Source organism: Klebsiella sp. JB_Kp031 (assembly GCF_040064295.1).
GTDB lineage: Bacteria > Pseudomonadota > Gammaproteobacteria > Enterobacterales > Enterobacteriaceae > Klebsiella > Klebsiella quasipneumoniae.
This window is the reverse complement of record NZ_JBEAJW010000041.1, coordinates 285,610-305,629: the sequence shown is the minus strand read 5'-3', so window position 1 is coordinate 305,629 and position 20,020 is coordinate 285,610. Positions and strand designations below refer to the sequence as shown.

General features: G+C 62.1%; 14 protein-coding genes. 3 read left to right on the top strand and 11 right to left on the bottom strand.

From position 1 onward, the window contains the following. Positions 1-59: 59 nt before the first annotated feature. Entirely contained in the window at positions 60-926 is an 867-nt protein-coding gene (locus ABLV64_RS22850) for an L-threonine kinase (protein WP_135730586.1), read from the top strand. 3 nt (positions 927-929) lie between these two features. Here ABLV64_RS22850 and cobD read toward each other — a convergent pair whose 3' ends face one another. Next, positions 930-2,006, bottom strand: coding sequence for a threonine-phosphate decarboxylase CobD (cobD, locus tag ABLV64_RS22845; RefSeq protein WP_348843147.1), 1,077 nt, complete (start codon positions 2,004-2,006; stop codon positions 930-932). A 17-nt stretch (positions 2,007-2,023) separates the two neighbouring features. Next, complete coding sequence (amiC, locus tag ABLV64_RS22840) at positions 2,024-3,277, bottom strand: N-acetylmuramoyl-L-alanine amidase AmiC (protein ID WP_017899228.1); 1,254 nt, start codon at positions 3,275-3,277, stop codon at positions 2,024-2,026. A gap of 227 nt (positions 3,278-3,504) precedes the next feature. On the opposite strand from amiC, the gene argA reads away from it, so the two are divergent. Beyond that, positions 3,505-4,836 carry an amino-acid N-acetyltransferase gene (gene argA / locus ABLV64_RS22835; protein ID WP_004149616.1) on the top strand — a complete coding sequence of 444 codons (1,332 nt, stop codon included), beginning with the start codon at positions 3,505-3,507 and terminating at the stop codon, positions 4,834-4,836. A 229-nt stretch (positions 4,837-5,065) separates the two neighbouring features. Then, a complete protein-coding gene (locus tag ABLV64_RS22830) occupies positions 5,066-5,386 on the top strand; it encodes a hypothetical protein (protein ID WP_217324699.1) in 321 nt (106 codons plus the stop codon). Between the two features lie 57 nt (positions 5,387-5,443). Here the strand turns inward: ABLV64_RS22830 and recD are convergent, their stop codons facing one another. The 9 genes from recD to thyA form a co-directional block, all read right to left on the bottom strand. Then, positions 5,444-7,288 (bottom strand): exodeoxyribonuclease V subunit alpha, encoded by a 1,845-nt coding sequence (gene recD, locus ABLV64_RS22825; RefSeq protein ID WP_217324698.1) that lies wholly within the window; start codon positions 7,286-7,288, stop codon positions 5,444-5,446. Then, entirely contained in the window at positions 7,285-10,821 is a 3,537-nt protein-coding gene (recB, locus tag ABLV64_RS22820; protein ID WP_348843148.1) for an exodeoxyribonuclease V subunit beta, read from the bottom strand. The genes recD and recB overlap by 4 nt, the downstream gene beginning before the upstream one ends. Then, the gene (gene ptrA / locus ABLV64_RS22815; protein WP_017899232.1) at positions 10,818-13,703 is read right to left on the bottom strand and encodes a pitrilysin; all 2,886 of its coding nucleotides are present in this window, start codon (positions 13,701-13,703) and stop codon (positions 10,818-10,820) included. Before ptrA ends, recB begins: the two co-directional genes overlap by 4 nt. Positions 13,704-13,823: 120 nt before the next feature. After that, complete coding sequence (gene recC / locus ABLV64_RS22810) at positions 13,824-17,201, bottom strand: exodeoxyribonuclease V subunit gamma (RefSeq protein WP_316938414.1); 3,378 nt, start codon at positions 17,199-17,201, stop codon at positions 13,824-13,826. A gap of 12 nt (positions 17,202-17,213) precedes the next feature. Then, positions 17,214-17,537: a prepilin-type N-terminal cleavage/methylation domain-containing protein gene (locus ABLV64_RS22805; RefSeq protein ID WP_004205450.1), complete on the bottom strand. Its 324-nt coding sequence runs from the start codon at positions 17,535-17,537 to the stop codon at positions 17,214-17,216. Continuing rightward, positions 17,522-17,929, bottom strand: coding sequence for a DUF2509 family protein (locus ABLV64_RS22800; RefSeq protein WP_017899234.1), 408 nt, complete (start codon positions 17,927-17,929; stop codon positions 17,522-17,524). Before ABLV64_RS22800 ends, ABLV64_RS22805 begins: the two co-directional genes overlap by 16 nt. Continuing rightward, a complete protein-coding gene (locus ABLV64_RS22795; protein WP_004205448.1) occupies positions 17,926-18,483 on the bottom strand; it encodes a prepilin peptidase-dependent protein in 558 nt (185 codons plus the stop codon). Before ABLV64_RS22795 ends, ABLV64_RS22800 begins: the two co-directional genes overlap by 4 nt. Continuing rightward, a complete protein-coding gene (locus tag ABLV64_RS22790; protein WP_004205447.1) occupies positions 18,480-19,031 on the bottom strand; it encodes a prepilin peptidase-dependent protein in 552 nt (183 codons plus the stop codon). The genes ABLV64_RS22795 and ABLV64_RS22790 overlap by 4 nt, the downstream gene beginning before the upstream one ends. A 189-nt stretch (positions 19,032-19,220) precedes the next feature. Beyond that, complete coding sequence (gene thyA, locus ABLV64_RS22785) at positions 19,221-20,015, bottom strand: thymidylate synthase (protein ID WP_065905364.1); 795 nt, start codon at positions 20,013-20,015, stop codon at positions 19,221-19,223. Positions 20,016-20,020: the final 5 nt, after the last annotated feature.

Genomic DNA, 20,020 nt, shown 5'->3' with positions numbered 1-20,020 from the left:
AACCGGCGGGTCGCCGTGCCACTATGCGCCCTGGCGAAGGTAAGCGGAAAGGTGAAAACGTGGCCGTTGCACAATGTCCCGCCTCATGCGGAGAACTTATCCAGGGCTGGATCCTCGGCAGCGAGAAGCTGATCTCCTGCCCGGTGGACTGGTACAGCACCGTCGAGGTCGAGACCGGCAAACCGCGCAACGATGAGCGGCCGCTGTCGCGGGCGATGGTCGACCAACTGCTGGCCCACTGGGGCTACCCGGCGGCGCTGAGTCAGCAGATCCGCATCACCCTGCACTCGACGATCCCGGTAGCCAAAGGGATGGCCAGCAGCACCGCCGATATCGCCGCCACCGCGGTGGCCACCGCCCATCATCTGGGCCACGCGCTGGATGAGCCGACGCTGGCGCGTCTGTGCGTCGCGCTGGAGCCCACCGACAGCACCCTGTTCCACCAACTGACGCTGTTCGATCATAATACCGCCGCTACCCAAATCGCCTGCCCTGCGCCACCGGCGCTCGACCTGTTAGTGCTGGAGAGCCCGCTGACGCTGCGTACCACCGACTACCATCAGCTGCCGCGCGAGGCGGGTCTGCTGGCTAACGCCTCCCGGCTGCAGCTGGCCTGGGAGAAAGTGCAGCAGGCCTGCCAGCATGGCAGCCCGCAGCTGCTGGGCGAAGCGGCCACTATTAGCGCCATCGCCAGCCAGCGGCTGTTGCCCAAGCCGGGGTTTGACGCGCTGCTGGAGCTGGTGGAAAGCGCAGGATTGTATGGCCTCAACGTGGCGCACAGCGGCAGCGTCGTCGGCCTGCTGCTGGACCGCCGTCGTCATGACGTGGATTTTTTGCAATGGCGGCTGGCAGAGCGCGGCATCGCCGCCCACTGGCCGCAACAGCATCTGCTGGCGATGGTGCCGGGGGGCGTCACCCTGCAGTAGGGCTCAGGCCAGCGCCCGGCGCAGCGCCGCCAGCAGCTGGTCGTTTTCGCCGGCGCTGCGGATCGCCACCCGGAAATAGCGGCTATCCAGCCCCGGGTAGTTGGCGCAGCTGCGGATCAGCACGTGCTGGCGCAGCAGGGCGTATTGCAGGTCAAGATCGGGTCTGTCACAGCGCAAGAACAGGTAGTTGGCGCGCCCGGGCCACACGGTCAGCCCGGCCATCTCCTGAAGCTGCGCGTAGAAACGCGCTCCCTCCTCCTGCAGCCACTGCCAGGTGGCCCGCTGATACGCCCGGTCCTGAAGAATGATCTCCCCGGCCAGAGCGGCATAGGCATTGATGGACCATGGCATTTGTCGCTCGCGCAGCCGGGCCACCGCCTGGGCGTCAGCGTTGAGCAGGTAGCCTAGACGCAGCCCCGGAATAGCATAAAATTTGGTCAGCGAGCGCAGAACCCAGACGTGCGGATACTGCGCCAACAGGGGAATAAACCCCGGCTGATCGGGAATAAAGTCGAGGAAGGCTTCATCGAGGATCAGGCTGATATTTAGCGCCCGACAGCGTTGCGCAATGGCTTCCAGCAGGCCACGCTCCGGCAGCAGACCAGTGGGGTTGTTCGGGGTGCAGAGAAACAGGCAGTCCAGCGCCGGCGTGAGAGCATTGAGGATCCCGTCGGTCAGCTGCCAGCCATCGCGCTCCTGCAGGGCATACTCCACCACCTCGCAGTCCACAGTCTGCAGCGCGCGCCGGTACTCTGCGAATCCGGGAATGACGATCATTGCCCGCCGCGGCTTAAGGCCTTGGGCAAGGGTGAAGATCGATTCAGTTTCGCCGTTGCCGGCGAGGATATGCGCCGCCGGCAGCCGATGGTGGGCCGCCAGCGCCTGATGCAGCTGTTGATACTCAACGTCAGGGTAGCGCTCGGCGCAGCCGGGATTGTCGACGATCGCCTGCCTGAGCGAGGCGGGCATTCCCAGCGGATTGATGTTGGCGCTAAAGTCCAGCAGTTCGCCGGGCGCAATGCCCAGCAGGGCGGCGGCCTCGCGGATATTGCCGCCATGGGCGCTTTTCAGTAAGGCCATGTCCCTTTCCTGTGTGGTTATCCGCGGCGGGCCAGCGTCGCGCCGTCGGCGAAGTAGGCTTTAATCCCGGCGAGGATCGACTCGGCTACCTGCTGCTGGAATTTGGCCGTTTTCAGCTTCCGCTCCTCTTCCACGTTACTGATAAACGCCGTCTCCACCAGAATGGAAGGGATATCTGGCGCCTTCAGCACCGCAAAGCCCGCCTGCTCTACCCGGTTCTTGTGCAGGTTATTGATATTGCCCATTTTCTCCAGCACTGCCTTACCAAATTTGAGGCTGTCGGCGATGGTGAGGGACTGCACCATATCGAACATGGTGTGGTCGACATAGCGATCGCCGCTCTTGCTGACCCCACCGATCAGATCCGAGGCGTTCTGCGTCTGGGCGAGATATTTTGCCGCGGTACTGGTGGCCCCCTTGGTGGAGAGCGCAAACACCGAGGAGCCGCTGGGCTGGCGGCTGGTAAAGGCGTCGGCGTGAATCGAAACGAACAGGTCGGCGCGCTGCTTCTGCGCCTTGGCGACACGCACCTTCAACGGGATAAACACGTCTTCGTTGCGGGTCATATAGGCCTTCATATTGCCTTCTTTGTCGATCAGCGCCCGCAGGCGGCGGGCAATTTGCAGCACCACGTCTTTCTCGCGGGTGCGATACTTGCCCACAGCGCCAGAGTCTTCGCCACCGTGGCCGGGATCGAGCATAATGACAATCGGCCGGTCGCGCCCGGCTTTGCCCGGCTGCGGCCCGCTTTGCGCCGGCGGCACCTGTCGCTCCAGATCGCCTTTGTTGTAATCCTCAAGCAGCGCCAGTAGCGGATCCTGAACATCGGTGGCGTTGGCGGGGTAGAGATCCATCACCAGACGCTCTTTAAAGCCAGCTACCGGCGCGAGGGCAAACAGCTGCGGCTTAACGTTCTGCTTGAGCTCGAAGACCATGCGCACGGTTTGCGGATCAAACTGGCCCACGCGGGCGGACTTAATAAAGGGATCGTCATCGCGGATCTGCCCCCCCATGCCTTTCAGCACCGAGTTGAGATTAACCCCTTCCAGATCCACCACCACCCGTTCCGGATTACTGAGGGCAAACTGCCGGTATTTCAGCACATGATTCGATTCCACCGTGACGCGCGTGTAGGTCGATGCTGGCCAGACGCGAACAGCGACCACCCGCGCGGCGGCGGCCAGCCCAACGGGGCTCACGCTCATTAACCACATGGCGCCCGCGCCCTGCAGCAGACGGCGACGGCTTAATCCAGAGTTGTTTCCCGACATGCCACTCCCAAGCAATAAAAACGCATTTATACCCAAAACAAACAGATTGACCAGAAACTTTAACGAAAGGCATATAACCTGTCATCTATAAAAGGGTAAACATTCATTGACACCCTGCGCCGGGTCACATGTTTTTCGTGGCTTAGCCTCAAATTGGGGCTTGCGTTTAACGGCAAAACAGAATAAAAATACAATAATTACGAATAATCATGCATTGAGGGTTTGTCATGGTGAAGGAACGTCGCACTGAACTGGTAGAAGGATTCCGCCATTCTGTTCCCTATATAAATGCCCATCGGGGAAAAACGTTTGTCATCATGCTGGGCGGTGAAGCCATTGAGCATGAAAATTTCTCAAATATTGTCAATGACATAGGACTACTGCATAGCCTGGGCATTCGCCTGGTGGTGGTCTATGGCGCCCGCCCGCAGATTGACGCTAATCTCGCCGAGCACCACCACGAGCCGGTCTATCACAAGCAGACGCGAGTGACTGACGCCAAAACGCTGGAGCTGGTTAAGCAGGCGGCGGGGATGCTGCAGCTGGAGATCACCGCCCGCCTGTCGATGAGCCTCAACAACACCCCGCTGCAGGGGGCCCATATCAATGTCGTCAGCGGCAACTTTATCATCGCCCAGCCGCTGGGCGTCGATGACGGCGTCGATTATTGCCACAGCGGGCGCATTCGCCGTATTGACGAAGAGGCGATTCATCGCCAGCTCGACAGCGGCGCCATAGTCCTGATGGGGCCGGTCGCAGTATCGGTCACCGGCGAGAGCTTTAACCTGACTTCGGAGGAGATCGCCACCCAGCTGGCCATCAAGCTGAAGGCGGAGAAAATGATCGGCTTCTGTTCGTCGCAAGGGGTTTACAACCAGGCCGGGGAAATTGTCTCTGAACTGTTCCCCAATGAAGCGCAGGCCCGCGTCGAAGAGCTGGAAGCGGACGAAGATTATAACTCTGGCACCGTGCGCTTCCTGCGCGGGGCGGTGAAGGCCTGCCGCAGCGGCGTGCGGCGCTGCCACCTGATCAGCTATCAGGAAAATGGCGCGCTGCTGCAGGAGCTGTTCTCACGCGACGGCATCGGCACCCAGATCGTCATGGAGAGCGCGGAGCAGATCCGTCGGGCGACCATCAACGATATCGGCGGTATTCTTGAGCTGATAAGCCCGCTGGAGCAGCAGGGCATCCTGGTGCGCCGCTCCCGCGAACAGCTGGAGATGGAGATCGACAAGTTCACCATTATTCAGCGCGATAACACCACCATCGCCTGCGCCGCCCTCTATCCTTTCCCGGAAGAGAAGATCGGCGAAATGGCCTGCGTGGCGGTGCATCCGGATTACCGGAGCTCGTCGCGGGGAGAGGTGCTGCTGGAGCGTATTGCCGCCCAGGCCAGACAGATGGGCCTGAGCAAGCTGTTCGTGTTAACCACCCGCAGCATCCACTGGTTCCAGGAGCGCGGCTTCACGCCGGTGGATATCGACCTGCTGCCGGAGAGTAAAAAGCAGATGTATAACTATCAGCGCCGGTCGAAGGTGCTGATGGCCGACCTCGCTTAGCTCCTTCTCCCCCCTTTCTAACGGCCCGGGATAGCGCGACGCTCATCGCGTTATCCCCGAGGCCGGTATCCCCCTCTTCGCGCCGATCTGACGTGCGGCACGCGGGCTAAATTCCTGGTTTCCGCGCAGACCATATCTTTCTCGCTGGCTCACCGATATGCTACTGGCTGTCGACAGGATATCGACTGGCGCCACGGCCACCACCCGCCTTGCAAGGATCGCTTAACGAATGGAAACCCAACCGAACTGGCTGGTCAGACATATCAACCTCATTACCGCCGCGGTCGCCCTCTATCCGTGGTTGCTGTTGATTTTGTTGCTCTGGGACAACCAGCGCCATCATCAGAATGGCTATGCCGCGCTTGGCGCCGCCGTGGCGGTATTATTTCTGCTGGCCCTGACGTCCGGCATGAATCTTCTCATCTCCTCGCTGGTGATTTTTTGTGCCCGCTGTTCCACCCCACCGCTGGCCGGCGGCGCAGCAGTCCGCTTTTTCGCCATGAACTCGATCTCGGCGCTCTGGCTTATCCCTCTGTTCTTCAGTTACTGATTTTTCCGCCAGCCCGGGCAACGGCTGCAGCATTTTCCATCGCCCGGACCCGGCGTCTCAGGGGGCTTCACGCCCGGCGAAAATCTCCGCCAGGCCGCTGCGCCGCTCGGTGCGGGTCACAATGGCCTGGGAGAGCACCTGCTCGTCGGCATAGAGCGACAATCGCCGTTTTGCGCGGGTGATCGCGGTATAGACCAGTTCGCGTGTCACCAGAGGAACGCTGCGCGCCGGCAGGATCAGCGCCGCATGGTCGAACTCGGAGCCCTGCGATTTATGCACGGTCATCGCCCAGGCGGTGTCATGCTCCGGCAGGCGGCTCGGCTGCACCGACTTGATGGCGCCGTCGGGCATCAGGAACCATACCCGCAGCTCGCCGTTGCGCTCCAGGGCGATGCCGATATCGCCGTTAAACAGCCCCAGCGCGCTGTCGTTGCGCGCGATCATAATCGGCCGGCCGTCATACCAGCGGGAGTGGCGCGGCAGGGCGATCGCCCGCTGGCGGTTGAGCCGCTGCTCCAGCCGCTCATTGACGCCGCTCACGCCGTACGGCCCTTCCCGCAGCGCGCACAGCAGCTGAAATTCGCTGAAGGCGGCCAGCATGGCCTGCGGTTCCGCCCGCTCGCGGCGCAGCTGCAGGTAGTGCTCATAGCCCTGCTGGGCCGCGCCGAGCATGGCTTCGTACTCTTCGGTCGTACTGAGGGGATGAAGCGCGATATCGTCAAACGGCTGGCGCAGCGTGGCCTTCACCTCCGCGCGCGCGCCAGCGTTCACCGCCCGCGCCAGGCTCCCGATGCCGGAGTGACTGCCGAAGCGATAGCTCTTTTGCAGCAGGCACAAGCTGTCTCTCAGCGCGCCAGCGATAGCCCCCTCGCCCGCTGGTACCGGCGAACCGGTCAGCCGGGTCAGCTCCTGCGCCCGCGCGGCGGTGTAGCCCGAGCTCGCCCAGGCGCAGATATCCCCCAGCACCGCCCCCGCTTCTACCGAGGCCAGCTGGTCACGATCGCCGAGGAAGATCACCCGCCCGTGAGCCGGCAGCGCGTCGATGAGCCGCGACATCATCGGTAGGTCGATCATCGAGGCTTCATCCACCACCAGCACGTCGAGATGCAGCGGGTTGCCGGCGTGATAGCGCATGCGCTGGCTGCCTGGCTGGGCGCCCAGCAGACGATGCAGCGTGCTGGCCTCGGTGGGAATCAACGCTTTCTGCGCGTCGGTCAGCGGCAGTTTTCTCAGCGCCGCGCCCAGCGATTCGGTCAGGCGCGCCGCCGCTTTCCCCGTCGGCGCCGCCAGACGAATACGACAGCGCGGACTATCTTCAATCTGGATCAGCGCCGCCAGAAGTTTGGCCACGGTGGTGGTCTTCCCGGTCCCGGGACCGCCGGAGATCACCGAGATGCGGCGGGTCAGCGCCACCGCCGCGGCAACTTTTTGCCAGTCGGTTTCGCCGGTAGCAGGGAACAGGGCATTGAGGGTTGCCGCCAGCCGGGCCTCATCCATCTCCAGCACCCGGTTGGCTTCGTTGAAGAAGCGGGCGACGGTCAGCTCGTTGCGCCACATCCGGTTCAGATAGAGCCGGTCGCCGCATAAAATCATCGGCGCCGGGGCATCGCCGCAGCTCACCGCCGATGAAGCGAGCAGCAGCGCGGGCCAGTCCTCCGGCGCGCCGGCGTCGGCCAGCAGCCGATCGCGGATCTCCCCCGCTTTCCCGCTTAGCGCCTCGTCGCCGCTCAGCCGCGAGAGCGGCAGGCACACGTGCCCCTCTCCGGCATCACGGCTCAGCAAGGCCGCCGCCAGCTTGACCGCCGGCGGGTCGTTTTGCGCCACCATCAGGGCAAACTGGACGTCCAGCGGCCGCAGCAGACGCTGCTCCACCGCCGCCAGCAGTAGTTGATCAAAAGTCATGAGGCCTCCTCCTGAGTTTCTCCGGCAAAAAGCTGATCCAGACCGTCAATCAGCGGTGGCACCGGCCGGGTAGTGAAGATCCCCTGCCCCCCCTCCTGACCGTCCATGCCGCGCAGGAAGAGATAAATCACGCCGCCGAAGTGGCGGTCATAGTCGTAATCGGCCAGCCGATGGCGCAGATAGCGGTGCAGCGCCAGGCTGTACAGCTGATACTGCAGATCGTAGCGGTGGGCCCGCATCGCCTGCTCCATCGCTGGCCGGGTATAGGCCTCGCGATCTTCCCCCAGCCAGTTGGATTTGTAATCCAGCAGGTAATAGCGGCCTTCGTGGCGGAAGACCAGATCGATAAAACCCTTCAGCATGCCGCGCACCTGGCGGAAATCCAGCGGCGGCGTGTCGGCGGAAAGGGGATCGTACTGGCGGATAAGCGCATCAAGGCGCTCCGCCGTCAGCAGCTGCGCGATGGGCAGGTAAAATGCCATTTCCACCTGTTTATCCCGCGCCGCAAGCTGATTGAGCGCGATATCCGGCCCCGGCAGGCGGGTCTTCAGCACGCCCCCCAGCCAGTCGGTCAGCACCGGCGCCCACTGTGCGTCAAACCCGCTCAGCTGCAGTTTCTCCGCCATCCATCCGTCCGGCACCGGCTGGGTAAAGTCCAGTTCCTCAAACAGACTGTGCAGGAAGGTCCCCGGCGCAGCGCCGCGCGGGAACTGGTGCGGGGTCAGCTGCGGCTCTTCCACCACCTCGCCGACGCCGACGGCATCGATATCCAGACGTGGCAGCAGATCCTGCCCGCTGCTGAAGCCATGCTGCTGCAGACCGGAATAGCTGGTTACCCGCCAGTCATCGGCGATGCGGCGCTGCAGCTCGCGCGCCGACAGCGGGGGGATGCTCGCCGCCGGCGCCTGCCACGGGGTCAGATCCAGCTCGCCCGGCCTCTGCAATGCAATATCGCCATGGCAGAAGTCCGCTAAGCGCGCGGCCAGCCCGGCGGCATCCATGGCTTCGCCCGCCTGCAGCAGCCGCCCCAGGGCGCTCAGATGAAAATCGCTGTTGCCGGACTTTCGGCTGCTGAGGGGCGCTACGCCGAGGCTGCAGTGCCAGACCGCGCGGGTCAAGGCGACGTACAGCAGGCGCAGATCTTCCGCCAGCCGCTCCGCCTCCGCCAGTTCGAGGCTGGCCTCATCCTGGCCCAGATCCAGCACCGCCGCGAACGTCTCGCGATCGTGATAGAACGCCTGGTCCTGTTTGCGAAACCGGGCGATAAACGGCAGCCAGACCAGGGGATATTCCAGCCCTTTTGACTTATGAATAGTGACGATTTGCACCAGGTGCTTATCGCTTTCCAGACGCATCTGCTGGCTGGCGGCGTTGCTGTCCGGCTCGGCGATATGCTGCGTCAGCCAGCGCACCAGGGCGTGCTCGCTTTCCAACTGGCTGGCCGCCTCCTGCAGCAGTTCGCTGATGTGCAATATGTCGGTTAAGCGCCGCTCGCCGCCCCGGGTCGCCAGCAGGTTCTCGGCGATATGCCGGGCCGTCATCAGCGCCCGCAGCATCGGCATCACCCCGCGCTGACGCCAGATCTGACGGTATTCACTGAACTCCTCCACCAGCGCGTCCCACGCCTGCTCATCCTGATTGAGATTTTCAATATCCAGCGCGGTCAGGCCAAACATCGAGGTCGCCAGCGCGCTGCGCAGGGTATTTTCCCGCTCCGGGGACAACACCGCCTGCAGCAGCCAGAGCAGCTCCTGGGCCTCCAGCGTCTCAAAAACGCTGTCGCGGTTGGAGAGGTAGACCGAAGGGATGCCCAGCGTCTGCAGCGCTTCACGCACCTGCGCCGCCTCCAGCCGGTTGCGCACCAGCACGGTAATATCCGAAGCCTGCACCGGGCGCGAGGTTTCCCCACGCCACAGTAGCGCGCGCCCCTGCTGACCGGCGCTCAGCCAGTCGCGGATCTGCGTGGCGCAGAGCTGCGCCATAAACGTCTGATAATCGCCGGCGCCCACGGTGTCGCCGGGCATCAACCAGACGTTCATCGCCGGTACGTCCGCCGCGTCAACGGTAAAGCGCAGCCCCTGGTTCTTCGCCGCCGCCTTCACCGGCAGGAACGGGATCTCGCGAAACATGAAGGGGTTATCGCTGAGGCTGAACAGCCGGTTGACGCTGCCCACCATGCCCGGCGAGGAGCGCCAGTTGGTGTCTAGCGTGTAGTGCGCGGCAACGTCGCCGCGCGCTTTCATATAGGTAAAGATATCGGCGCCGCGAAAGGCGTAGATGGCCTGCTTCGGATCGCCGATCAGCAGCAGCGCCGTCTCCGGCTGCTGGCGCCAGATACGGCGGAAAATCCGGTACTGTTGGGGGTCGGTATCCTGAAATTCGTCGATCATCGCCACCGGAAAACGCTGGCGAATGGCGCTAGCCAGCGCCTCGCCGCTGTCGCCGCGCAGCGCCTCGTCAAGCCGGCTGAGCATATCGTCAAACCCCAGCTCGCCGCGGCGGCGCTTTTCGCGCGCGACCGCATCGCGGATCTCGACCATCGCTCTCGCCAGCACCAGATCGGTGAGCGTCAGCGACGAGGCCAGCAGCGATTCTACGGCGCTAAACAGAGGATGTACGGGCGGTTCGCCACCGGCTTTGGTACGCTCAAGCAGAAACGACTGGGCAAATTTTTCCAGCGCGTCGGGTAACTGATAGCTCAACGTCTCTTCCTGCGCCCAGGCGGTCACTTTCTCAAGCCATTTGCCCTGGTTGCCGCGATTGAACTTCCGCCGGTCAAGACCCGAATCTTCAAGCACGCCTTCGATCTCGCCCACCTGCTCGCGCCACTGCTGCTTGAGCGAGTCAATGCGGTCGATGATTTGCTGATGGCGTTCGGCCAGCGTCTCGTCGGCGGCTGGCGGCGACTTAAGCTGCGGCGCTTCGCCCTGCAGCCAGCGGTCAAGGGACTTCAGCAGATCGCGCGGCCCTTTCCAGACATCGTGGATCACCGCCGCGATATCGCGGGTCAGCGGATAACAGTGACGGCGCCAGAAGTCGGCGCAGGCCTGATAGCGCAGGCGGGATTCATCCTCTATTAGCTGCTGCTCGAACAGCATGCCCGATTCGAAGGCGTTAAGGCTCAGCATCCGCTGGCAAAAACCGTGGATGGTGAACACCGCCGCCTCGTCCATCTGCCGTTCAGCCAGCAGCAATGTCTTTACGGCGTCGTCTTTATCGACGATCTCCGCCAGCAGCGCGCTGTAGAGCGGGTTATCGGATTCACCGCGCATACAGGCGATGCGCAGTTCGTGGATGTTGCTGCGGATACGCCCGCGCAGCTCTTCAGTCGCCGCCTCGGTAAAGGTCACCACCAGCAGTTCTTCAACGCTGATGGCGCGGGGATAGGCGGCCTCGCCGCCCAGCCCCAGCAGCAGCCGCAGATACAGCGCGGCGATGGTAAAGGTTTTTCCGGTGCCCGCAGAGGCTTCTATCAGGCGCTCGCCCCTCAAGGGCAAGCGCAGGGGATCCAAAGACTCAGCGGTGTCGGTCATTCATTCTCTCGCATCAGGGGTAAGGATTGCTGCAATGCGCTGACGTTTTCCCACACTTTGCCGCCTGCCGGCTGGGCATAGTCCGCTTTGCCATTCTGGCTACCGGAAATCTGGGACAATATCGTCATGCCCTGCGGCTCCACCACCGTCTGATGGAAGAAGTCAGCAAGTTTTTGCGGCGTCAGCAGTTTAATCTGAGCCACTACTTTATCACGTGAATCAAAACGCATATTACCGCGATCGAAATCTTTGCTCAGTTTCGATGCCTCTTCGCCCAGCGTCTGCGGCGCCTGCATCATCTGGCTTATCACCGCTTGCTGGAGCTGGGCAAACTCTTCCGGCTTCATCGCCCGCAGCTTCGCCTCCGCGGTGGGGAAGAAGGCCTGGAACCGCTGCCAGAGGAAAGCCGGCTGCTTATCGCTACTTTGCAGCAGGAAGCCCATGCCCCACTGACGTCCCACGTTCATCGGGAAGGCAAAGACCGCGTAGCCGAGCTGCTCTTCGGTACGCAGCTGGTTATAGAACCACGGCTGAATAATCTGTCCCAGCAGGGTGCTGGCGGCGGTGCTGCTGAACTCATCCACGTTGGGCGGTGCGAACACCGCGGCCAGCGCAGAGTCGGTGCTGTTGCCCGTTTTGTTGAAGATCGCCAGCTGCTGCCGGTTCACCACTACATCTTTATTGCGGCACCATTCGTTGCCGTCAGCGCCCAGCTGCTGCTGGATCTGGCGAGCCAGCGTCGTGGCGGCATCGGCGGACATATTGCCGATCACCATCAGTTCAGGGCGTCCCTTGGTTTTCAGGTTGGCGCGGTAGTCGAGCACCTCCTGCAAGGTGATGGAAGGCAGCAACGCCCGGCGTACTTCGCGCTGGAAATACGGAACCTGGGAGACCATCTGGATCGGCATTATCGCCTGATCGTAGGCTTTGCCCTTCTCAGCGGAGTCCATCATTTGCGCATACCACGATTTGGCCTGCTCCAGCTGCTCCTCGGTCGGCGTATAGCTGAAGTACCCCTGCAGCAGGTCGCTGAACAGCGCCGGCAGGTGCTGGGTGTAGCCGTTGGCATTGACCATTAACCCGTTATTGGCGCCGGTGGAGAACGAAATGCCGCCGACCGCCGCCTGGTTACTGAGCTGATCGAGGGCGATGCCGGCGAGATAATCGTTGAGGGCAAACATCACCTGCCGGCGAGCGCTGTCCATCGCCTGGGGATTACGCAGCACCAGGGAGATATCCGCCTTCGGCTCGCTGGCGAAATACTGGCTCGGGGCATAAACCACCCGCAGCGTCGGTTCATCGAGGATCAGCTGCGGGTGCGGCCAGGCTTTATCGCTTTTGATGAGGGTGAAATCATCCGGAATATAGGGGTTGAGCACCGGCAGCTGCAGCTTGATGGCCTGCGCTTTTTGCTGCCAGTCAGCGAAGGTCTGCTCGCTAATCTTATCCACCTGATACGGCGCATCGACAAAATAGGCGGTCTTGTTATGCGGTTCCTGCGGGCTGATATACCAGATGCGCGCGTTCTGCGGGGTCATCATCGCCAGCCGGTCTTTAATCGCCTGCGGGTCGTACCGATCGGCAATGTTGACCACGTCCAGCGCATGCTCGACCGGCACCCGGATCATGGTATCCGCCAGCCATTCCACGTAATCCATATCACGGTTGATCGACGGATAGCGGAAATCCAGCGCCAGCACATGCGCCAGCTCGTCAAAGTAACGTTTGTCGACGCCCTGGGTACGCAGGAGGTCGAGGTAGCTGAATATGGCCGCCGTCACTTCGTCGCGGTGCGCCAGGCCTTTATCGGTGAGGGTGGCAGAGATCGCCAGCACGCCGCTGTTGCCGTTCACCACCGGGTCAGAATCCGCGCGGATGCCTTCCGCCAGTCCCTGCTTTTGCAGCCAGTCGGAGAGCGTCCCCGGGCTGCGGTTGCCGATCAGGTAAGTGACCAGCTCATCGGTTTTGCTGCGGAAGCGATCGCTGTTGTTGTCGATGCGAAACTCGACGCGCAGCACTTTACGCGGCATCGCCGGCACATAGTGAATAATGATGCCTTTTTGCGCATCGGTTACCACCGGCACGCTTATTTCCGGCCTGCTGATTTGACGATTCGGCACGCGGCCAAAGGTGTCAGCGGCCATGCGCGCCAGCTCCGGCAACGGCTTGTTGCTGTAGATCACCGCCTTCATCAGATTGGCGGAGTACCAGCTATCGCGGAAGGTATGCAGCGCATCAAGTACCGGGCTGCCGGGCTTATCGCTGAGCGTCTCGAGGTTGCCGCCAGAAAAGTGGGCCGCCGGGTGAGCCGGGTTAATGGTTTCTGCGCTGACCTGAGCCATGCGCATCCCGTCTCGCGTCCGGGCCATGGTTAGCTCGGCGTTGACCGCGTTACGTTCGCGGTCGGCATATTTTTTATCCAGCAGCGGCGCGGCAATGGCATCCGCCAGGCGGTCTACGGCCCCGTCCAGCGCATTATTCTCCACTTCGAGATAGAACGCGGTGCGGTAGGGCGCGGTGCTGGCGTTATGGCTGCCGCCGTGCAGTTTAAGAAACTCTGCCAGACTGTCAGGCTGGGGATATTTTTGTGACCCCATCAGCGTCATATGTTCCAGAAAATGCGCCAGCCCCTGATGATCGGCCGGATCCTGCAGGGATCCCACCGGCACCACCAGCGCCGACAGCGATTTCACCGCCTGCGGATCGGAAACCAGCAGCACGACCATGTCGTTATCAAGACGGATCGCCTGATACTGACGCGTATCTTTTTCGCTTTTGCGGATCGTCTCCTGAACAGGCTGCCATCCGGTGTCGGCCTGACTAAACGGCGCCCAGAGGGCGGCCAGCACAACAAAAATCTTGAACCATAAACTGCGGGGCATTCACGAACCTCATCATTAACAAACTTGCGCTGCACAGCGTGCAGCCTTTTATGTCCATCAGTCCGTGATACGTTGCGCATAATAAATGAACCGCCATTCACTGCGCAATTTTTATACTATTTAAATTTGTGTGGACTGATGGTAACGATATAGCGGTAACAGATAACGCTGCGTCTGGGCAATGATTTCTTCGTAACGCGCCGGCTCCAGCGAACGCCACAGGCGTTGATACCAGATATCGGCCCCCTCCCCGCTGACCACCATGTTACCTTCGTAGGTCTGCAGGAATTTGCTCCGCGCTTTCTGCTGCGTCTCTTCGTCCATTAAAATGACATCCTTTTCGGCGTCATAACAGGCTTTCAGCCAGGCGCCACCGCTTTCCGGCAGCAGCAGCAGCGGCTGCGACATCCCCAGCAAATAGCCATCCACCAGCTCATTCAGGTACGCCTGCGCCTCGGCGGGCGCCAGCGGCGGAAAACGCCACTCTCCCTCTTTACGCACAAACAGCCGGCTCTCGCCGGTACCGCCGCTGGCACAGTAGACAAGGTGTTCCAGCCAAAGTTGCATCCCCTGGGAGACGCTCAGCAGCGAAGGCCGCCAGCGCAGCAGCCCGTCCGGCTGCACCTGCTGCAGCCAGCCGGTCAGATTTACGCCGCCGCACTGGAGATCGATCTCCATGCTCTGCGCCTGCTGGCGCTCGGCCATCACCCGCTCGGCCAGGGCCTGCATCTCCAGTCGCTGCGTCTCCCACACCAGTTCGCCAAAGGCGCCATACGGCAGCTCGCCGGCGGCGCGGAAGCGGCGGAACATGGCCGAGACGTCCTGCTCCTCGATAAGGGTATTAAGCAATTGCTGGTTCAGTTGATAACGGCTCAGCCCTTCCAGGGTGAAGGGCTCGTCATCGGGAATATCATCCTCTTCCGCACGGAAATTGACCCGCAGACGCTGCTGAAAGAACGCGCGAACCGGGTGCTGCCAGAAGCGCAGGAGCTGCTCGAACGGCAGGCTGTCTATCGGCGGCGGGGTAAGCGGTTGAATGAAGTCGCTATGCGCCTCCCCCTGCTGGCCGGCGGCAGCCAGCCATTCCCGGGCGTAGCTCTTATTCTCGTTATCCTGGAAATTAGCGACGTCGAACGGCATGCGGGTATGCAGATGGGTGATGTGGGCTTTAACCCGCGCCTCGCTGGCGTCGCAATCAAGCTCCTCATCGCCGGCGAGACAGTGGCTCTGGCCGACGTAATCCACCAGCTCCTGCACCAGCACCGAGGGAAAGCGCTCGCTGTTGTCCTGGATAGAACGGCCGATGTAGCTGATATACAGCGTCTGTTCGGCGGACATCAGCGCCTCCAGGAACAGGTAGCGGTCATCATCGCGCCGGCTGCGGTCGCCGCGCTGCGGCTTCTGGCTCATTAAATCAAAACCCAGCGGCGGCAGCGTTCGCGGATAAACCCCATCGTTCATCCCCAGCAGGCAAACCACTTTGAAAGGAATAGAGCGCATCGGCATCAGGGTGCAGATATTGACCGGGCCGGCGAGAAAGCGCTGGCTGATCCGTTGCTGATCGAGGCGCTGGGCCAGCTCATCGCGCAGCAGCGTCAACGGCACCTGGTCGCCATACTGCGCCTCCAGACCGCTATCAATCACCGCCAGCCACTGCTGCTCAATCAGCGCCAGCGCCGCTTCGGTCTCACTGTCCGGCAGGAAAAAGTCATTCAGCAGATCGCGACAGACCGGCAGCCACTCCGCCAGCGGCCGCTGTTGGGCGAGACCGCGTCGCCACAGGTTAAGCTGCATCAGCAGCGATGCGAGGTTACCTACCAGCTCGGCGATCAAACCGCTGGATTCGTCATAGGGCAGCACCGACTGCCATTCGCCCTCCCGGCTGTCCATCGCGTAGCCCAGCAGCATGCGGGTAAGGCCGAACCGCCAGGTGTGCTGGCCGGTCGCCGGCAGGTCCAGCTCACGGACGTTGTCGTCATCCATTCCCCAGCGGACCCCGGACTCGTTGACCCACTGGCGCAGGTAGCGCAGACCCTCTTCATTGATGTTAAAGCGCGCCGCCAGCACCGGCACGTCCAACAGCGCCAGCACATCTTCGCTGGCGAAGCGGCTGTCGGGCAGCGAGAGCAAAGTGATAAACGCCTGCAGCACCGGGTGCGACTCGCGGGCGCGGCGATCGGAGATCGCCCACGGCAGCCAGCGGTCGCCGCTGGCGGCGCCAAACACCGCCTGTATATAGGGGCTGTAGCTGTCGATATCCGCCACCATGACGATGATATCCCGCGGCGTGAGCGTCGGATCCGCCTCCAGCATCGCCAGCAGCCGATCGTGCAGAACCTCCACTTCACGCTGCGGACTGTGGCAGACATGAATGCTCAGGCTGCGGTCATCCTGCGCCAGCGGACGTTTGTCGCGACTGTGGGCGAAAGCCTCCGCGCTCTGCCCGGCCACCGCCGCGTTGCGCAGTTCCAGGATATCCGACTGTAGATTATGCAACAGGTTATCGGGAACGATATCGACAAAGGCGTCCAGCTCCTCATAGCGCTCCAGCCCCGCCAGCAGGTAGATATAATCGCGCCCCAATTTACCCCAGGAGGCGAGCAACGGGTTGCCGACATCCTGCTCCCCGGCGTCATTAAACAACCCCGGCGCCTGCTCGGTGTCGCGAAACAGGGGTAGCGCGCGCGCCTCGCGGTGATGGCGCCGCTGACGCGATAGCAGCTTCGCCAGGAACGCCGGATCTTTAATATCACCCCAGTAATAGCGGCAGGGGTTGGTGAACAGCACATAGACATCGACATGCTTACCCAGCGCCTGCAGCGCCTGAAGATAGACCGGCGGCAGCGCGGAAATTCCACAGATAAAGACGCGCGACGGCAGCCCGGCGGGCGGTTCATCCGCCTTTTCCAGGGCGCTGATAAAGCGCTGATAGAGATTGGCGCGGTGCCACTGCGGCTGCCCCAGCTCGGCGGTATAGCGCACCAGCGCTTTCCACAGCGGCGCCTGCCACTGCTGGGCGTCGCCGAGGCCGTCAACCCGCTGGTCGGCCTCCCAGCGCATCAGCCATTCCGGGCGATAAACCAGATATTGGTCATAGAGGTCCGCTACCCGGGCGGCCAGCTGAAACAGCTTGCGCTTGTCGCCGTCATCGCTCAGATACTGGCGCAGCAGGATAAAATCGTCCTCTTCCAGGTGCTGCGGCAGGAGAGTCATCAGCTTCCAGCTCATGCTCTGCTTGCTGAAGGCGCTTTCGCCAGGGATATCCTTCAGGACGCGCACGAACATATCCCAGATAAAGCTCGCCGGCAGCGGGAACTCGATGTTGGCGGCAATGCCGAAGCGCGAGGCCAGGGTCATCTGCAGCCACTGCGCCATACCGGTACTCTGCACCAGCACCATTTCAGTCTGAAAAGGGTCATCCAGCCGCTGGCGCTCGACGATAAACTCCATCAACGCTTCGAGAACATCCAGCCGGTTTGAGTGGTAAACCCTTAACATAATTGCTCCTGACTACTGGCTGACCGGGCAATGCAGCCGGGTCATCTGCGCCCGCTTTGCAACGGGCATACTGATCGTTACCGTGATGCTGACACATCTTTGCGCCGATGTCTGCATACGGCTTACCTGTCCGCCTGCCGGCGGAGACGGCGCAGAGAGCTGACTATAGCGCCAGGCGTCGCGCCATAGCTGACGCGTCTTGTTCAGCTGGTGGACCCCTTGCGCCATTCCGCGCTGATAGCCGCCCAGCGCGGTGACCGTTAGCACCATCAGCGCCATCGCCAGAACGGTCTCCGGCAGGCTAAAACCCCGCTGGCGCTTCATGGCATTTGACATAGGCTCACCTCCCTGAGCGGGCAAAAATCGCTCCAGCCATGGGCGGAGAAATGCACTTGCCCGCCGCGCACCTCGCCGGACTGCCAGACCTGCACCTCGCCGCTGGCGCTGCTGAGCAGCAGCGAACCGTCGTCGAAGATGCGCAGACAGGCGCGCCAGCCCTGCTGCGCCTGCTCGCGGCAGGCCAGCGGCGCCTGCGCCGACCAGGCCTGCTGTTTTCCCCACTGTAGCGCCGAATGGGCCACCGCCGTATCGCGGATCGCCTGCGTTTCGCTGGTGGTTTGCGCCAGCAGCGCCCGCTGCTGCAGGTTAAGCCCCTCCAGGAGCAGGCTGCCGAGAGTCAGCAACAGGAGCACCATCAACAGCGACGACATTCCACGCTGGCGGATCACAGGTTATACCCCGTCACCCGCTGCTCCACCTCGGCCGCCAGACCCATCTGCCGGGCAGAGCGCGCTGCCAGCGTCACGCTCAGCTCCGGCGCGAAGCCCTCGGTCAGCCGATGCTGCACCGCAAAGCGCGTCACCACGATAGCGGCCGGATTGGTGATTTTCTCCCATCCGCTTCCGCGGCAGTCGCTGGCTCCGCGCAGAGTCTCCAGCGCGCCGTCGCGCAGGCGAAAGCCGGTGCTCTCCGCCGCTGCCGCGGGGGAGGTTTCCCATGTCCCATTGCTGTTCGCGTCCCAGCGCACAATCAGGCACTCGCCGTCGGCGGCGAGCTCCAGCCCGGCTCCGCCGCACACTCCCCGGCAGTATCCGGCGCGCTGCAGATGCTTCCCCACGGCATGCACCCGCTGCCACAATTCGTTCTCCAGGGCCAGCTGTTCGCCCTGACGCAGAATATGGCGCTGCAGAGCGGGTAGAAAGCGGCAGGCGCCGATCAGCAGCAGCGAGCCTATCGCCATGGCAATAAGCGCCTCCGCGAGGGAAAATCCGCGGCGGCTCACTGACATCCTCCTGCGCTGTCACTGCGGCATAAACGAATCCGCCCCCAGTGTGAAATCACAATGCTCCAGCTGCCGGCCTCGCTCTGCAGACGCAGATTCCCCGCCCAGGCGGTGCTGCGCAGGCCATAGAATCCCAGGCCAGGGGTGACGCCTGCCAGCGAGATCCCCGGCCAGCGCGGGCGCAGCGTTAAGGGCGACCCGGAGGCGCACGCCGGCCCCTCCCCCTGGGCACTCAGGCACCATCCCTCTTCATCCTGGCCGACGCGAAGCACGCGGTCCCGGTTGTAGGCGTTGGCGTCATCGCGCAGGAAAACCAGGAAATCCCGCACCTGAACGGCGGTTTGCCACAGTCGTTGCTGCTGCTGCCAGCGCTGCCAGCCGTACAGGCCGCCGACGCTGAGGATCATCATTAACGTCAGCGTCACCAGGGTTTCCATCAGGGTATAACCATGTTCTCTGTTCATGGCGCAGAGTATGCCGCTGCGGTTAGCCCTGGCGCGACGACGGAAAATGGCTTTCCCGGCCAGACACGCAAAAAAGGTTTGCATGACCAACAGCAGAACATTTTTTTGCGAGCCTCTTTCCAGCTTTCCCGCCCACCAACGCCTGCGGCCAGCGGGCGGGATGAAGCGTTCCTATCGTAATGGCAACGAGGGTAGCCCCCCTATTCAGGTGGTGAAAACGGCATAAAAAAACCGGCGCCATCAGACGCCGGTTGGTCATATCTGCAGAGGGGGTTAAATCGCCACCGGCGCTTTGATTCCCGGGTGCGGATCGTAACCTTCAATCTCGAAGTCTTCAAAGCGGTAGTCGAATATCGACTCCGGCTTGCGTTTGATGACCAGCTTCGGCAGCGGACGCGGTTCGCGGCTCAGCTGCAGATTGGTCTGCTCGAGATGGTTGCTGTACAGATGAGTGTCGCCACCGGTCCAGACGAAATCGCCGACCTGCAGATCGCACTGCTGCGCCACCATATGCACCAGCAGCGCGTAGCTGGCGATGTTGAACGGCAGGCCGAGGAATACGTCGCAGGAGCGCTGATACAGCTGGCAGGAGAGCTTGCCGTCAGCGACGTAGAACTGGAAGAAGGCGTGGCACGGCGCCAGGGCCATTTTATCCAGCTCGCCGACGTTCCACGCCGAGACGATGATCCGGCGGGAGTCCGGGTCGTTTTTCAGCTGGTCCATCACTGTGCTGATCTGGTCGATATGACGACCGTCCGGCGCAGGCCAGGAACGCCACTGTTTGCCGTAGACCGGTCCCAGGTCGCCATTTTCATCTGCCCACTCGTCCCAGATGGTGACGTTGTTGTCGTGCAGATAGGCGATGTTGGTGTCGCCCTGCAGGAACCACAGCAGTTCATGGATGATGGAGCGTAAATGACAGCGCTTGGTGGTCACCAGCGGGAAGCCTTCCTGCAGGTTAAAACGCATCTGATGGCCGAAAATAGAGATCGTGCCAGTGCCGGTGCGGTCATTTTTTGGCGTGCCCTCGGCGAGCACTTTCTGCATCAAATCAAGATACTGTTTCATGGTTC

Bases quoted from the DNA above. Each gene is read 5' to 3' on its own strand.
- cobD (WP_348843147.1), bottom strand. From the start codon at position 2,006: ATGGCCTTACTGAAAAGCGCCCATGGCGGCAATATCCGCGAGGCCGCC.
- amiC (WP_017899228.1), bottom strand. From the start codon at position 3,277: ATGTCGGGAAACAACTCTGGATTAAGCCGTCGCCGTCTGCTGCAGGGC.
- argA (WP_004149616.1), top strand. From the start codon at position 3,505: ATGGTGAAGGAACGTCGCACTGAACTGGTAGAAGGATTCCGCCATTCT.
- ABLV64_RS22830 (WP_217324699.1), top strand. From the start codon at position 5,066: ATGGAAACCCAACCGAACTGGCTGGTCAGACATATCAACCTCATTACC.
- recD (WP_217324698.1), bottom strand. From the start codon at position 7,288: ATGACTTTTGATCAACTACTGCTGGCGGCGGTGGAGCAGCGTCTGCTG.
- recB (WP_348843148.1), bottom strand. From the start codon at position 10,821: ATGACCGACACCGCTGAGTCTTTGGATCCCCTGCGCTTGCCCTTGAGG.
- ptrA (WP_017899232.1), bottom strand. From the start codon at position 13,703: ATGCCCCGCAGTTTATGGTTCAAGATTTTTGTTGTGCTGGCCGCCCTC.
- recC (WP_316938414.1), bottom strand. From the start codon at position 17,201: ATGTTAAGGGTTTACCACTCAAACCGGCTGGATGTTCTCGAAGCGTTG.
- ABLV64_RS22805 (WP_004205450.1), bottom strand. From the start codon at position 17,537: ATGTCAAATGCCATGAAGCGCCAGCGGGGTTTTAGCCTGCCGGAGACC.
- ABLV64_RS22790 (WP_004205447.1), bottom strand. From the start codon at position 19,031: ATGCAAACCTTTTTTGCGTGTCTGGCCGGGAAAGCCATTTTCCGTCGT.
- thyA (WP_065905364.1), bottom strand. From the start codon at position 20,015: ATGAAACAGTATCTTGATTTGATGCAGAAAGTGCTCGCCGAGGGCACG.